We start from the raw sequence: 15,234 nt of genomic DNA, 5'->3' as shown, positions 1-15,234 counted from the left end.
GCAGGCTGGCATGGCCTCAGGCGCGGGCCGCGGCGAGGAGAGAAGCGAAGCGCGAAACGCGCTGGCCCTGGAAGCGCGCGGCAGCCAGCTTCTCTTCCGGCAAGCCCTTGCCGCGGCCGTCGGTGAAGCTCACGCCGTAGGGGTTGCCGCCCGCCGCGTAGAGGAGTTTGTCGGTGTAGCCCACGGGCACGATGATCGAACCCCAGTGATAGAAAACGTTGTGCAAGGCCAGCAGCGTGGACTCCTGGCCGCCATGCACGTTGCCGGCGCCGGTGAATGCGGCGGCGGCCTTGTCCTGCAGCTTGCCTTGCGACCACAGCGGGCCCAGCGTGTCGATGAACTGCTTCAGCTGCGCCGCCGGCAGGCCGAAGCGCGTGGGCGTGCCGAAGACGAAGCCGTCGGCCCACGCCAGGTCGTCCAGCGTGGCTTCGGGCACGTCGCGCGTGGCCTCCAGGTGGTCCTTCCAGGCCGGCTTGGCGGCGACGGTGTCGGCGTCGGCCAGCTCGCGGACCTTGCGCAGGCGCGTCTGGGCGCCGGCGGCGCGCGCCCCTTCTTCGATGGCGCGGGCGATCTGCCAGGTATGGCCGGTGCTGCTGTAGTAGACGATGGCGACGTTGGGCATGCTTTTTCTTTGCCTAGACGGTGAGGACGATTTTTCCGAAGTGCTGGTTGGCGCCCATGCGCTCCAGCGCGGCGCCGGCTTCAGCCAGCGGGAATCGGCTGTCGACCGGCAGCGTGAGCCGGCGCTCGGCGATGGCGCCGCCGAGGTCGGCCAGCATCTTCGCGTTCAGCGTGCGCACCTCGTCGATCGAGCGCGAGCGGAAGGTAACGCCGATGTAGCTGATGCGGCGCAGTGCGTGCAGTTGAAAGTCGAACTCGCCGCCGGCGCCGCCGAGGCGCCCGAGGTTGACGATGCGCCCGCCCACGGCGGCCGTCTGCATCGTCTGCGCGAACTGCTTGCCGGTGACCTGGTCGACCACGACTTCCACGCCCTTGCCGCCGGTCGCCTCCAGCACGCGCTGGTGCCAATCGGGCTGGCCCGGGTCGAGCGCCAGGTCGGCGCCGAACTCGGCCAGCCGCGCGCGGCGCGCTGCGTGGGTGGAGGTGCCGATCACCTTGCCGGCGCCGAGCAGCCGCGCGATCTGCAGCCCCATCAGGCCGACGCCGGAACTGGCGCCGTGGATCAGCACGTCCTGCCCGCGCTCGAGCGCTCCGTGGGTGACGATGGCATCGTGCATGGCCTGCAGCGCCAGCACGAGGATGCTCGCTTCCTCGTAGGGCAGGCTGCTGTCCGGGATCCTGCAGGCGCGGCCCCCGTCGGTGACGGCGTATTCGGCATAGGCGCCCGCGCCGGTGCACATCACGCGGTCGCCCGGCTTCCAGCCGCCGGACTGCGCCCCCGCCTCCACCACTTCGCCCGCCCATTCCATGCCGATGACCTTGCCGTCCCTGGCTGCGAGCCCGGCGAGGTCGGCACGGTTCAGGCTGGCCGCTTTCACGCGGACGAGGATTTCATTGGCCTTGGGTTGCGGCACCGGCACGTCCGCCAGGAGCGCCCCTTCAGCCGTGGAGATGATGGCTTTCATCCGGCAAGAATAGGCAGCGCCCCCGCCGCGGTATGCCCCCCTCCGACGGGACAGACAGCCGTCGCCGCGCGGCTAAGCTGAAGTCCATGATCCACGAGCTGCGCCTCTACTCCGTCGCGCCGGGCCGCATGGCCGACGTGCACACCCGCTTCAACGAGCACTTCCCGGCGCTGTTCGCTCGGCATGGCGTCGATTGCGTCGCGCGCTGGAACGCCGTCGCCGGCCCTGACGCGCCGCGCTTCGTCTACCTGATGGCCTACCGCGACTACGCGCACCGCGAGGCGGTGTGGGCCAGCTTCTACGCGGACGCCGAATGGTGGCGCATCCGCGCCGAGACCAATGCCGGGCACGAGATGGTGGAGCGGCACGACCTGTTCTTCATGAAGCCCAACGCGGCCTGGGCCATGGACGCCGATCCGGCGCCGGTGGGCGGCCTGCACGAACTGGTGCAGCAGCAGATCGCGCCCGGGCAGAACGCCAACGCCAACGTGTTCCTGCAGGAGACCTGGCTCCCGCTGGTGCGCGAGGCGGGCGCGCGCGTGCTCGCCGTGTGGGACATGGCCTCGGGCGCCGGCATGCAGAAGGTCGTGCTGCTCTACGCCTGGCCGGATGCCGCGGCGTGGCACGCGGGGCGGCAGTCGCTGGACCGCAACGAGACGCTGCGCGCGGCCTTCGCCGAGCAACGCAAGAAGCATGGGACCGCACTGTTCCAGCGCGCCGAAGTGAACCTGCTCGACCCGGCGCCGGGCATGACGATCCGCGCGGGACTGGGGCGCGGCGCTCGACCTGCATGACCCTCGAAGTCACGCTGGAGGCGTGGCCGCCGCGCTCAGCCGTTCCCGCAGGCTGAGGGCGAACGCCGCACCCAGCATGGCCAGCGCGACCGCGCAGGCCATGAACACCGGGCGCGTGCCGACGCGGTCCACCGCCGCCGACGCCACGGCCACGCCGACGGAGATGCCGAGAAACATGGACCCGGCGAACAGGCTGACCGCGGTGCCGCGCAGCGCGGGTGCCATCTGAGTGGCGTGGGTCTGCATCGTGCCGTGCAGCATGTAGAAGCCGACGCCGGCCAGGAGGCAGGCCGGCAGCGCCAGTGCCCAGTGAGGGCACGCGGCCAGCGCAAGCCAGCCGATGCCCATCGCGAGCCCGCCGACGAGCACCATGCCGCTTTCGCCCAGCACCGCGAGCAGCCGCCGCGCCATGAAGGCATAGAAGAAGCCGCCGGCGCCGTACATCGCCACGACAGCCGCCGCCGCCGACAGGCCGAGCCCGAACTCGCGCACCAGGAAGGCCGGCAGGAACGTCAGGCCGCAGAAAGCGAAGGCGCCTTCGATCAACACGAGCAGCAGCATCCAGCGGGCCCATGGCACCGACAGCACGCTGCGCATGTCGCGCCAGTAGCCATGGGCGGCGGGCGGGCGCCGGGGCTCGGCGCGGACGTCGCGATTGAAACTGATCGCCAGCCCGCCCGCGCAGAACACCACGGCCACCAGCGCGAACACCGCGCGCCAGCCCAGCCATTCGGTGAGCGCTCCCGACAGCCACTGGCCGGCGATCATCCCGCCCAGCGACAGCGTGAGGAAGCGCGCCAGCACCGGCTGCCGCTCGGCATAGGGCACGGTGTCGCCGACCCAGGCCAGCACCAGCGCGATGATGCCGGCGGCGGCGGCGCCCACGAGGAAGCGCGCCACCACCAGCATTTCGAGGCTCACGGCGAACAAGGCCAGCACGTTGCCCACCACGCAGCCCAGCGCGGCGCAGCCGATCACGCGGCGCTTGCCGTAGCGGTCGCCGAGCGGGCCGAAGAGCAGTTGAAACAGGCCATAGGCCACTGCGTAGACCGACACCGTCAGCGCGGCGCGGCCGGTGGTGACGCCGAAGTCCTGCGCCAGCGCGGGCAGCATCGAGTCGCAGGCGCGCATCGTCGCGCTGCTGCAGAAGTGCACCGTGGCGAGCGCTGCCAGGCCGCTGCGCCGCAGGTCGGTCATGCCTTTTCTGCGTCCTGCTTCTCGAAGCCGGGGCGCGGGATCAGCGAAAGCCAGGCGGTGCTGAGGCCGCCGTCGACCAGCACGTCCTGGCCGTTCACGTAGCCGGAGCGCGGACTGGCGAGGAAGGCCACCACGTCGGCGAGGTCCTGCGGGCCGCTGATGCGCCCCGCCGGCACGATGGATTCGCGCTTCTTCAGCACGGCCGGGTCCTGGTAGATGCCTTCGGTCAGCGGCGTGCGCACCATCGCCGGGCTTACCACGTTGCTGCGGATCCGGTGTTCGCCCAGCTCCACCGCCAGCAGTTGCGACAGCATCTTCACGCCCGCCTTGCTGACGCTGTACGGGCCGCTGTACGGCTGCGGCACGCGGCCGGAGATGGAGGCGACATGGATCATGCTGCCGCCGCCGGCCGCGATCATCTGGCGGCCGAAGGCCTGCGCGCAGAGCAGGAAGCCGTTGAGGTTGACCGCCATCAGCTGGTTCCAGCGCTCCAGCTCGATGTCCATCAGCGCCGCGGCGTAGATGGTGGCGGCGTTGTTCACCAGCACGTCGCAGCGGCCCAGCGCGCGCTCCACGGTGGCGGCGGCGCGGTCCACGTCGGCCTTGTCGGTGATGTCGCAGGTGACCGCGATGGCGCGCGCGCCCGCCTTGGCGATGTCGGCCGCGGCCTTCGCCGCGCCTTGTTCGTCGCGATCCAGCAGGGCGACCTTGGCGCCGGCCTGCGCGAGTTCGCGCGCGATGCCGATGCCGATGCCGCCAGCCGCGCCGGTGACGACGCAGACCTTGCCTTCGAGCTGCAGCCAGGAATCAGCCATGGTGCCGGGCCTGCGGATGGGCGCCAGCGGCGCGGATGGAGGTCGATGGAGTCATGACGCCACTGTCGGGCGGGCGTCGCGCGATGTCTGTCCCCTCGGAGGGGACGGCGGGGCGCGCCGCTTCGCCGCACACCCGGCGCATGCGGAAGCGGAGCAGGGGCGCACGGGGGGCTCGGTGCTCCTGATTCCGTAGGCTGTACCGCCGCCGGGGGACTGTTATGGCGGCAGCACCGGCCTACAGTCATGCCATGACCCAGACTCCCGCCACCCTGACCGAGTGGGTGCACCTCCAGTACGAGGAGCGCGCCGCCTTCACCGAAACCTACGGCTTCTCCGGCAACCAGGGCGCGGTGAACCTCGAAGGCATCCGCATGCGGCCGGCGGACAAGGCGTCGGACACGCTGATGATCTTCATGCACCCCGCCTCCACGCTGCAGCTGCTGCCGGTGCCCCGCGCAATGGCCGAGACCGGCGCGCACGTGCTGTGCGCGGGCAGCCGCTACCAGCGCAACGACACGGCGCTGATCATGGAGAAGGTGCTGCTCGACCTGGGTGCGTACATCCGCCACGCCAAGGAGGTCTGGGGCTACAGGCACGTGGTGCTGGTCGGCTGGTCCGGCGGCGGCGCGCTGGCGATGAGCTACCAGGCCGAAGCCGAGGACCCGACCCTCACGCACACGCCGGCCGGGGACCCGGTCAACGTCAAGGGCGCCGGGCTGATCCCGGCCGACGCCGTGATCTACCAGGCCGCGCACCTGTCGCGCGCCCACCTGCTGGCCGATGCCATCGACCCCTCGGTCAAGGACGAACGCGATCCCGATGACCGCGAGATCGAACTCGACATCTACGATCCGCGCAACCCTCACCAGCCGCCGTACTCGCCCGAGTACATGCAGCGCTACCGCGCCGCCCAGCTGGCGCGCATGCGGCGCATCACGGCATGGGCGAAGAAGACGCTGGCCGAGCTGAAGGCGCGCAACACCGGCGAGATGGAGCGCCCCTTCATCGTGCACCGCACGCTCGCCGACCCGCGCTTCCTGGACCCGGCGCTCGACCCCAACGATCGCAGGCCGCGCTGGTGCTACATGGGCAACCCGGAGACGGTGAACACCGGCCCGGTGGGGCTGGCCCGCTTCACCACGCTGCGCTCCTGGCTGTCGCAGTGGTCGCTGGACGACTCCTGCGGCAACGGGCTGGAGGCCGCGAAGCGGATCAAGGCGCCGCTGCTGGTCATCGAGAACAGCGCCGACGACGCCGTGCCGCAGACGCACTCCGGCATGCTGTACGAGGCCGCCGTATCGCCCGACAAGACCTTCCGCGTCATCAAGGGCGCGACCCACTACTACGCGGGCCAGCCCGAGCTGCTGAAGGAAGCCACGGCGCTGATCCGCGGCTGGCTGCAGCAGCGCAGCCTGCTGGAGCCGTGACCCCTTGAACGCCAAGGCGGCCATGGGCCCGGCGCTGGTCGTCCTCGTCGTGACGCTGGCCACGGTGGTGCAGCCGCTCGGCACCGACCTCTACCTGGCCGCGCTCCCCGCGATCCGCAACGAGTACGCCGCGCCGGTCGGCATGGTGCAGCTGACGCTGGCCGTGCTGGTGTTCAGTTTCGGTCTGAGCCAGTTGCTGTGGGGCCCCGCCGCCGACCGCTTCGGCCGCCGGCCGGTGCTCGCCGCCGGCTTCCTGCTGTACGCCGCCGGCGCCGGCCTGGGCGCGCTCGCGCCGGGCATCGAGGTGCTCATCGCCGCCCGCGCCATGCAGGGCCTGGGCATCGCCGCCACCATGGTCTGCGGCCGTGCCATCGTGCGCGACCTGTTCGAGCAACAGAGCGGCACCCACGTCATGACCGTCGCGATGTCGGTGCTGGCCTGCATGACGATGCTGATCCCGGTGACGGGTGCGCTGCTGGCGCAGGCGCTGGGCTGGCGCTCCACGCTCTGGTTCATGGCCGCATGCGGCATGGCCGGCGTCGCGCTGGTGCTGCTGCGCGTCCCGGAGACGGCACGCGCGCTCAACCCCGGCGCCCTGCGGTTCGGACCGCTGTTCGCCGGATATGCGCGCATCGCACGCCACCCGTCGTTCCAGTGCTGGACGCTCCTCAACGCCTGTGGCTACGCGGCCAACTTCGGCTTCTTCTCCAGCTCGGCGTACCTCTTCATCGAGACCTTCGGCGTCTCGCGCGTGGGCTTCGGGCTGGTGATCGGGGGCGCGTCGGTCACCTACCTGATCGGCACCGTCCTCTGCAGGCGCTGGATCGCGGCGCATGGCATCGTGGTCGCCGTACGACGCGCCGGCTTCCTGTCGCTGGCGGCCGCCATGCTGCTGATCGGGCCGCAACTCGCGAACGCGCACACGGCCTTCACGCTCGCCGCAGGCCTGTGGCTGATGCTGCTGGCCTACGGCATCCACCAGCCCTGCGGCCATGTCGGCATGGCCACGCCCTTCCCCCTGCAAGCCGGTGCGGCCTCGGCGCTCGGCGGCTTCATCTTCGCGGCCGCCGCGTTCCTGTGCGGCACCTGGATGGGCGTGATGTACCGTAGCGGCAGCGCCGCCGTGCTGTCGCTCACCACCGGCGTGCTGGTCGCAGCCACCGGGCTGATCGCGCTGACGCTGGTGCAGCGCCACGGCCGCCCCGAGGTCGCCCGGCCCGCCATTCCCTGAGTCGTTCCACCCTTCATTCCACGAGGAACCCATCATGACCCACGCATACATCGCCGGCTGGGGCCACACGCCTTTCGGCAAACTGGACAACGTCGAGCTGGAGCAGCTCATCCGCGACGCCGTGCAGCCCGCGCTCGACAGCGCAGGACTGGAGCCGAAGGACATCGACGGCATCTTCGTCGGCCACTTCAACGCCGGCTTCGTCGGCCAGGACTTCACCGCCTCCTTGCCCGCGGTGGCGATACCCGAGTTCCGCCACACGCCCGCGGTGCGCACCGAGAACGCCTGCGCCACCGGCTCGGCCGCGATCTGGGCCGCGCTGGATGCGATGGCAGCCGGCCGCATGAAGCGCACGCTGGTGATCGGCATGGAACGCATGAACGGCCTGCGCACGCCCGAGGTGGCGGCCACGCTCATCAAGTGCGCCTACGTCAAGGAGGAGGGCAGCGACCCGGCCGGCTTCGCGGGCATCTTCGGCGGCATCGCGGCGAAGTACTTCGAGCGTTTCGGCGACCAGTCCGACGCGCTCGCGTCCATCGCGGCCAAGAACCACGCCAACGGCATGCACAACCCTTACGCCCACATGCGGCGCGACTTCGGCTTCGACTTCTGCCGCACGCCTTCGGACAAGAACCCCTTCGTCTCCGGGCCGCTCAAGCGTTCCGATTGTTCGCTGGTGTCCGACGGCGCCGCCGCGCTGGTGCTGTCGACCGAGCCACTGCCCGGCGCGAAGGTGTCGCCGGTGCGCTGGCGCTCGCGCACCCACGTCAACGACTTCCTGCCGATGTCCCGCCGCGATCCGACCAAGTTCGAGGGCGCGGCGATGGCCTGGCAGCAAGGATTGGCGGCGGCGGGTGCGACGCTGGGCGACCTGTCCTTCGTCGAGACGCACGACTGCTTCACCATCGCCGAACTGCTGGAGTACGAAGCGATGGGCCTGGCGCCGCACGGACAGGGCGCGCGGGTGATCCTCGACGGCGTCACGTGCAAGGACGGCAAGCTGCCCGTCAACCCGTCCGGCGGATTGAAGTCCAAGGGCCATCCGATCGGCGCCACCGGCGTGTCGCAGCACGTGATGGCGGCGATGCAGCTGTCGGGCACGGCCGGCGGCATGCAGGTGGGCGACGCCCGCGTCGGCGCCGTGTTCAACATGGGCGGCTCCGCGGTCGCCAGCTACCTGAGCATCCTGGAGAGCGCGTGATGCACGCAGCGCAGGTGATGAATCTGGGGCGGCTGCTGACGCACACGGCGCGCCTCTTTCCGGACCGCCCGGCGCTGATCCAGGAAGGCGGGCGGACCTGGACCTGGCGCGAGATGGAGCAGCGCGTGGCCGCCATGGCGACGGCGCTGCGCCGGCTCGGCCTGGCCAAGGGCGACCGCATCCTCGTCCAGTCGCGCAACAACGTGCAGATGTTCGAAAGCTGCTGGATCGCATTCCGACTGGGCTGTGTCTGGGTGCCGACCAACTTCCGGCTCACCCCGGCGGAGGTCGCGTACCTGGGGGCCTCCAGCGGCGCCAGCGCCATGATCGTGGAGGACGTCTTCGCGGGCCATGCCGATGCCGTTCGCGGAGCCTCGCCGGCACTCAAGCATGTCATCGCCATCGGCACGCCGCGCGCGGGCGAGCATTCCTACGAGGACCTGGTGCGCGAACACCTCGACCTGCCGAGCGGGCACGAAACGGTGGAGCCCGACGACCCGCTCTGGTTCTTCTATACCTCGGGCACCACGGGGCGCCCCAAGGCCGGCGTGCTGACGCACGGCCAGATGGCCTTCGTGGTCACCAACCACCTGGCCGACCTGGTCCCCGGCACGACCGAGCGCGACTGTTCCATCGCCGTGGCGCCGCTGTCGCACGGCGCCGGCATCCATGCGCTGGTGAACGTGGCGCGCGGCGCGCCCACCGTGCTGCCGGCCAGCGAGAAGCTGGACGCCGAGGCCTTCTGGCAGGCCGTGGAAAATCACCGCGTCACCAACCTCTTCACCGTGCCGACCATCGTGAAGATCCTGGTCGAGCACCCGGCCGTGGACCGTTACGACCACAGCTCGCTGCGCTACGTGATCTACGCTGGCGCGCCCATGTACCGCGCCGACCAGAAGCTGGCGCTGCAGAAGCTGGGCAAGGTGCTGGTGCAGTACTTCGGCCTCGGCGAGGTGACCGGCAACATCACCGTGCTGCCGCCCGACATGCACTCGGCCGACGATGCGGACCCGAACGCCAACATCGGCTGCTGCGGCCGCCCGCGCACCGGCATGGAAGTGGCCATCCTCGACGCCGACCTGAACCCGCTGCCCGCCGGCGAGATCGGCGAGATCTGCTGCCGCGGCCCGGCGGTATTCGCCGGCTATCACGGCAACCCGGAAGCGACCGGGAAGGCGCTGCGCGGCGGCTGGTTCCACACCGGCGACCTCGGCCGGCTGGACGAGCGCGGCCTGCTCTTCATCACCGGCCGCGAGTCGGACATGTACATCTCGGGCGGCTCCAACGTCTACCCGCGCGAGGTGGAGGAAGTGCTGCTGACGCATCCCGGCGTTGCCGAAGTGGCGGTGCTGGGCGTGCCCGACCGCAAGTGGGGCGAGGTCGGCGTGGCCGTGGTGGTCAGGCGCGAAGGCGCGCAGGTCGATTGCGACGCATTGATGGCGCACCTGGAAGGCCGCTGCGCGCGCTACCGCTGGCCGCATCACGTCGTCTTCTGGGACGCGCTGCCGAAGTCCGGCTACGGGAAGATCGCGAAGAAGGACATCCGCGAGCAGCTGTTCGAGCGCGGCGAGATCGAGGCTTGAATGAGGCGTGAATGAGGGCGGCCGATCGCGAGCGGCCGCTTTTCGGGGATCAGTGAAGGTCCTTGAGCTGGAAGCCCGGCGCTCGCGCCTCGGCGCCGCTCAACTGGACGCCCCTGGCCAGCAGCCGGCGCGCGAGCATGTGGTCGCCGGCGCGGTTGATGGTCTCCACCGCTGCGAGTCGCTCGTTGCGGATGAAGAGAATCGTGCGGGCGCGGGATTGCGGGTCGGCCAGCATCACGTGTTCATCGTCCGCTACGCGCAGTCCCGCCATCTGCAGCTTCAGCTCGCCCTGGTCGCTCCAGAACCACGGCACCGCGTTGTACGAGACCGTCTTGCCCGCAAGCCGCGCGGCGACGCTGCGCGCCTGGTCGGACGCGTTCTGCACCGACTCGAGCCGGATCCGCCGGCCGGAGACCGGATCGGGAAACGCGGCCACGTCGCCGATGGCGGAGATCGCCGGATCGGCGCTGAGCAATTGCCCGTCCACGCTGATGCCGTTGTCGACCGCCAGCCCGGCTTGCGCCGCGAGCTGCGTGCGAGGCTCGGCGCCGATGCCGACCACCACGACGTCGGCGGGCAGTGCCTGGCCGTCTGCGGTGCGCACGGCGGCAATCTTCTTGTTCGTTCCTTCGAGGGCCGAGATGCCGCATCGAAACAGCAGGCGAGTGCCGCCCTGCACGTGCGAATCGACAACGACCCGGGCGCATTCGGCCGACGCTGCGCGGGCCAGTGCCCGGTCGGCGACATCGACCACCGTCACCTCGAGGCCGAGCGTGCGCGCCACGGCGGCGAATTCGAGGCCGATGAAACCCGCGCCGATCACCACCGCACGCTTGCTGGCCAGCAGGCGCTCCCGCAACCCGTTCGCGTCGCTCAGTGTCTGCAGGCTCAGCACGCCCTCGAGATCCGCTCCCTCCAGCGCGAGCTTGCGCGGGCTGGAGCCGGTGGCGATCACCAGATGGTCGTAGGCGATGCGTTTGCCGGAGTGCAGTGTGACGCGCTGTGCGTGGCGATCGATGTGCTCGGCGCGCGCCGGCATCAGCTGGACCTGTTGTTCGCCGAAGAAGCGCGCAGGGCGGAAAAGCAGATCGGCCGCCGTCGCCTTCGCGAGCAGGTAGGCCTTGGAAAGCGGAGGGCGCTGGTAGGGCAGCGAATCCTCGTCGCCGAGCAGCACGATGTTGCCGCCGAAGCCTTCCTGCCGCAGCGATGCGGCGCATTGAAAGCCGGCGTGGCCGGCACCGACGATCACGACCTGCTGCATGGCGGGCGCCTGAAGATGCGTGACATTGCCGCGCATGCGCGCGCCCACATGCCGCCACGCGCTTCGATCCGCTGCGGGGCAGTTTCCCCAAGGCCCGATTCGGCGGCCTGGGGGCGAGTCTTCTGATGTTCGCTGGTCTGGGTGAGGTCAGATTCCAGCCTGTACGGGAGCAGCCAATCCATCTGCGTACCTCCTGGGCTGGAATGGTGGCTGCAAAGGTGCGGGCTGTCTGTCCCTGCGCAGGGGGATCAACCGTGTGAAGGGGCGGATCGGCGGCGCTGACGTCGAGCGGTCTGGATTGGCGCCTCCGTTGCCACCACGTGACGCATGGCCCGCCCGACAGGACGCCTGAGTTGAAGCCGATTTGACCTTCCCACGATGGCAAGGACGAAACTGCGAAGAAGAATAGGAGTTCCTCATGCCTTCATCGACCACTGAGCGCCACAACCACGCGGGACATGACCACGCTCCCGGAAGCTCCGTAGACAGTGTCAACCCGGATGCGAACAAACCTCCGGCGCATCTCGAACACTCCGCGCATGGCACCCACCTGATGCCGGATGGCACCGCGATGCAGGGTGCGACCTGCGGCCACGCCCACCCTGCGCAGGCGCCGGCCGCGGCGATGCCGGATCGCTCGGGTGACCGGAGCCAGGTCGAGTACACGTGCCCGATGCATCCGCAGGTGCGGCAAATGGGGCCCGGCAGCTGCCCCATCTGCGGCATGGCGCTGGAGCCGGTGGTGGCAACCGCGGAGCAAGGCAGGAGTCCCGAACTGCGAGACATGACGCGCCGATTCTGGATCGGCACGGCACTGACGCTGCCGGTCTTCGCGCTCGAGATGGGCGGGCACATCTTCAACATCCACCATCTCATCGCGCAGCAGGCGTCGAACTGGCTTCAGCTGCTGCTCGGAACACCGGTCGTCCTCTGGGCCGGCTGGCCCTTTTTCACACGTGCAATCGCCTCGGTAAAGAACCGCAGCCTGAACATGTTCACCCTCGTTGCGCTGGGTACCAGCGCGGCGTGGCTCTACAGCATGGTCGCGACGCTGGCGCCGGCACTGTTTCCCGCGGTGCTGCGCAGCGAAGACGGAGCCGTCGCGGTGTATTTTGAAGCGGCGGCTGTCATCACCGTGCTGGTGTTGCTGGGACAGGTGCTCGAGCTCAGGGCGCGCGAAAAGACCTCCGGCGCCATCAAGGCGCTGCTTGGGCTCGCACCGAAGACCGCCGTGAAGGTCCATGCCGACGGCAGCGACGAAACGGTCGATGTCGAGGCCATCCGGGTCGGAGACTCGTTGCGGGTGCGGCCGGGCGAGAAGGTGCCGGTCGACGGCGAGCTGACGGAAGGAAAGACCAACCTCGACGAATCGATGGTCACGGGCGAGCCGATGCCGGTCGCCAAGACGGTAGGGGCCAAGGTGACGGCTGGGACGCTGAACCAGACCGGCAGCTTCGTGATGCGTGCCGAGAAGGTCGGCGCCGACACCCTGCTCTCGCAAATCGTCCACATGGTGGCCGCAGCACAGCGGAGTCGCGCGCCTATTCAGCGGATGGCCGACCAGGTGGCCGGCTGGTTCGTACCGGTCGTCATCCTCGTGGCGGCACTCACCTTCGTGGCCTGGTTGGTGATGGGGCCGTCGCCGGCATTCAGCTACGCGCTCATCACTTCTGTGGCGGTCCTCATCATCGCGTGCCCCTGTGCGCTCGGCCTGGCGACGCCGATGTCCATCATGGTCGGCATCGGCAAGGGCGCGCAGCACGGCGTTCTCATCCGCGATGCCGAAGCACTGGAGAAGATGGAGAAGGTCGACACGATGGTGGTCGACAAGACCGGCACCTTGACCGAAGGCCGGCCCAAGGTGATTCACATCGAGCCGACCGGTGGCTTCTCTGCGGACGATGTGCTGCAGAAGCTGGCGAGCGTCGAGCGCGCCAGCGAACATCCCTTGGCCATGGCCATCGTGACGGACGCCCTGGAGCGCAAGCTGCCGCTGTTGCCTGTGACGGACTTCGATTCGCCGGTCGGCAAGGGCGTCATGGGTATGGTAGACGGTCAGGCCGTCATCTCGGGCAGCGCCAAGTTCCTTTCGGAGCAAGGCATTGACACGTCGAGCCTGGCGGCGTCTGCCGAAGCCCAGCGCCAGCGTGCGGCGACGGTCATCTTCGTCGGTGTGGGAGGATGGCTGGCCGGGTTTGTCGCCATCGCCGACCCCATCAAGACGACGACCCCGGAGGCGCTGAAGGCCCTGCAGAGTGCCGGCATCCGCGTGGTGATGCTGACGGGCGACGGCAAGACCACGGCGGAGGCCGTCGGACGTCAGCTCGGCATCGATGAGGTGGTGGCGGAGGTGTTCCCCGAAGACAAGGCGGCCGTCGTCAAGCGTCTCCAGTCCGAGGGCCGAATCGTCGCGATGGCCGGCGACGGGGTGAACGATGCTCCGGCGCTGGCGCAGGCCACGGTGGGTGTTGCGATGGGTACGGGGACGGACGTCGCAATGGAAAGCGCCGGCATCACGCTGCTCAAGGGCGACCTCATGGGCATCGTGCGCGCGAGAACCCTCTCGCAGGCAACGATGCGGAACATCCGCCAGAACCTGTTCCTGTCTTTTGCCTACAACGTCGCCGGCATCCCGCTGGCTGCCGGCGTGCTCTATCCGTTCTTCGGCTTGCTGTTGTCACCCGTCGTCGCGGCGGCTGCCATGGCGCTGTCGTCCGTCAGCGTCATCACGAACGCGCTGCGGTTGCGAACGGCCAAGGTCGACTGAATGTCCCGAGGCGTGAAGGCGGCCCGCGAAGGCAGTTCCATGAAGGCCGGCGTCTTCCCGCATTGCGCTGGAGCACCGATCCCGGTCGCCCGGGGTCAGGAATGTGCCGCGGGCACGCGCGGGTTGCGGGCGCGCAGTGCAAGTCGATATGCGGCGAGGTAGCCCGCCATCATCTGCGTCGTCGAGTACCCGAGAGCATTCTGCAATCCCAGTTCGCGCATCTCCTTCAATCGTCCCGCCGCGCCTTCAATGAGCTCGGCCATGGATTCGGGCGCGTGTGGATTGATGTAGCAGGCGCCAGCCCCTCCGATTTCGTTCATCGGAGCGAGGTCGGAGGCAAAAACCGGACAACCGCAAGCCTGCGCCTCGATCACCGGCCAGCCGAACCCCTCCTGAAGAGAAGGGAACAGCAGTGCGGTCGCTCGTGCGTAGAGAGCCCGCAGTTCCTCGTGGGTGACATCCTGGAGAGTTCTTATCCGGTCGGCAAGGCCATGCTGCCGAGCCAAGTCGTTCAGGCTCGGCCCCAGCTCGGGGCCAACGAACACAAGGTGCTGCACGGGCGCCTCGGTGCCAGCCTCGGCCGCACGCCGTTGGAGGGCGATGAAGGTCTCGACCACTGACTTGCGATTCTTGCGTGGCAGGTCCGAGCCTACGTGGAGCAGGAACTGGTCTTCCGGGCGCAGGCCGAAGCGGCTGATCAGCGCCTGCGCCGGCCCAGGCTCTATCGGACAGAAGTTGTCGTTCAATCCGTTGACCACCGTCGTGACCCGGCTTTCATCTGCAAGCCGCAGCTCCAGCAGAGCGCGTCGTGTCAAGTGCGACACGCAGACGACGAGATCGGCCCTTGCAAGAGCGGAGCCGATGAGGCGCTGAAGCAGGCGGCCGCTCCAGCCGACGGTCCACCCGTCGACCAAGCCCCTGGCTGCCTGCACTGCAATGACGTCATGGCAGGTGACGACGGTCGGCTTCCTCCTCACCCAGGGCACGTACATGCTGTTGGAGTGATCGCAGATGTGCACCACGTCCGCCCAGCGAGCCTGCAGGGCGATGGTGGGAATGAAGAGGATGAACTTGTCGAGATAGCCAAGCCATTTCCACCAACGGGAATCGGGTGGGACCCCCTGCAGCCGTCGAGGCGGCGTGGTGACGCGCACCTCACATCCGAGCGCCGGCAGTTCGCGTTCGAAAACGCGCTGGAACGCCAGCATGCTCGCCTGGCCGTCCGGCGCGTAATTTCCAACCAGCAGGACCTTGATCATCCGGTCGTCCTCGCTGATTTTTTCGGACGGGATGATGCCTGTAAGCACCTTCGCAAGCTGCTCGCGAGCGTGCTGATCTTTTTCTGTTGTCATTTCTCGTCGCATCCTCCAGC

The 15,234-nt window shown here is 69.1% G+C and carries 12 protein-coding genes; 6 read left to right on the top strand and 6 right to left on the bottom strand.

Annotated elements, in window-relative coordinates; genetic code table 11:
• Window positions 1-16 precede the first annotated feature (16 nt).
• Both wrbA and E5CHR_RS26005 read right to left on the bottom strand, forming a co-directional pair.
• Window positions 17-622: an NAD(P)H:quinone oxidoreductase gene (gene wrbA, locus E5CHR_RS26010; protein ID WP_162582509.1), complete on the bottom strand. Its 606-nt coding sequence runs from the start codon at window positions 620-622 to the stop codon at window positions 17-19.
• 13 nt (window positions 623-635) lie between these two features.
• On the bottom strand, window positions 636-1,586 hold the full coding sequence (locus E5CHR_RS26005) for a quinone oxidoreductase family protein (protein ID WP_162582507.1): 951 nt from the start codon (window positions 1,584-1,586) through the stop codon (window positions 636-638).
• Window positions 1,587-1,672: 86 nt separating this feature from the next.
• Between E5CHR_RS26005 and E5CHR_RS26000 the strand changes: the two genes are divergently transcribed.
• A complete protein-coding gene (locus tag E5CHR_RS26000) occupies window positions 1,673-2,380 on the top strand; it encodes an NIPSNAP family protein (protein WP_162582505.1) in 708 nt (235 codons plus the stop codon).
• Between the two features lie 9 nt (window positions 2,381-2,389).
• Here E5CHR_RS26000 and E5CHR_RS25995 read toward each other — a convergent pair whose 3' ends face one another.
• Window positions 2,390-3,577, bottom strand: a complete 1,188-nt coding sequence (locus tag E5CHR_RS25995; protein WP_162582503.1) for an MFS transporter — start codon at window positions 3,575-3,577, stop codon at window positions 2,390-2,392.
• A complete protein-coding gene (locus tag E5CHR_RS25990; RefSeq protein ID WP_162582502.1) occupies window positions 3,574-4,392 on the bottom strand; it encodes an SDR family NAD(P)-dependent oxidoreductase in 819 nt (272 codons plus the stop codon). Before E5CHR_RS25990 ends, E5CHR_RS25995 begins: the two co-directional genes overlap by 4 nt.
• A 248-nt stretch (window positions 4,393-4,640) precedes the next feature.
• On the opposite strand from E5CHR_RS25990, the gene E5CHR_RS25985 reads away from it, so the two are divergent.
• Genes E5CHR_RS25985 through E5CHR_RS25970 form a run of 4 tightly spaced genes read left to right on the top strand, consistent with a single transcriptional unit; the run spans window position 4,641 to window position 9,834 of the window.
• Window positions 4,641-5,819, top strand: a complete 1,179-nt coding sequence (locus E5CHR_RS25985; protein ID WP_162582501.1) for an alpha/beta hydrolase family protein — start codon at window positions 4,641-4,643, stop codon at window positions 5,817-5,819.
• Window positions 5,820-5,823: 4 nt separating this feature from the next.
• Window positions 5,824-7,050 (top strand): MFS transporter, encoded by a 1,227-nt coding sequence (locus E5CHR_RS25980; RefSeq protein ID WP_162582500.1) that lies wholly within the window; start codon window positions 5,824-5,826, stop codon window positions 7,048-7,050.
• A gap of 34 nt (window positions 7,051-7,084) precedes the next feature.
• A complete protein-coding gene (locus E5CHR_RS25975) occupies window positions 7,085-8,251 on the top strand; it encodes an acetyl-CoA acetyltransferase (protein ID WP_162582499.1) in 1,167 nt (388 codons plus the stop codon).
• A complete protein-coding gene (locus E5CHR_RS25970; RefSeq protein WP_162582498.1) occupies window positions 8,251-9,834 on the top strand; it encodes an acyl-CoA synthetase in 1,584 nt (527 codons plus the stop codon). The genes E5CHR_RS25975 and E5CHR_RS25970 overlap by 1 nt, the downstream gene beginning before the upstream one ends.
• Before the next feature lie 49 nt (window positions 9,835-9,883).
• Here E5CHR_RS25970 and E5CHR_RS25965 read toward each other — a convergent pair whose 3' ends face one another.
• On the bottom strand, window positions 9,884-11,095 hold the full coding sequence (locus tag E5CHR_RS25965) for an NAD(P)/FAD-dependent oxidoreductase (RefSeq protein ID WP_232062194.1): 1,212 nt from the start codon (window positions 11,093-11,095) through the stop codon (window positions 9,884-9,886).
• A gap of 418 nt (window positions 11,096-11,513) precedes the next feature.
• Here E5CHR_RS25965 and E5CHR_RS25960 point away from each other — a divergent pair, with 418 nt between their 5' ends.
• Window positions 11,514-13,862, top strand: a complete 2,349-nt coding sequence (locus tag E5CHR_RS25960) for a copper-transporting P-type ATPase (RefSeq protein WP_443083097.1) — start codon at window positions 11,514-11,516, stop codon at window positions 13,860-13,862.
• A 95-nt stretch (window positions 13,863-13,957) separates the two neighbouring features.
• On the opposite strand, the gene E5CHR_RS25955 is transcribed toward E5CHR_RS25960, so the two are convergent.
• Complete coding sequence (locus E5CHR_RS25955; RefSeq protein WP_162582496.1) at window positions 13,958-15,214, bottom strand: glycosyltransferase family 4 protein; 1,257 nt, start codon at window positions 15,212-15,214, stop codon at window positions 13,958-13,960.
• Between the last annotated feature and the right edge of the window lie 20 nt (window positions 15,215-15,234).

Origin of the sequence: Variovorax sp. PBS-H4 (assembly GCF_901827205.1) — a bacterium.
In the GTDB taxonomy this organism is placed as follows: Bacteria; Pseudomonadota; Gammaproteobacteria; order Burkholderiales; family Burkholderiaceae_C; genus Variovorax.
This window is presented reverse-complemented; position numbering and strand designations above follow the sequence as displayed.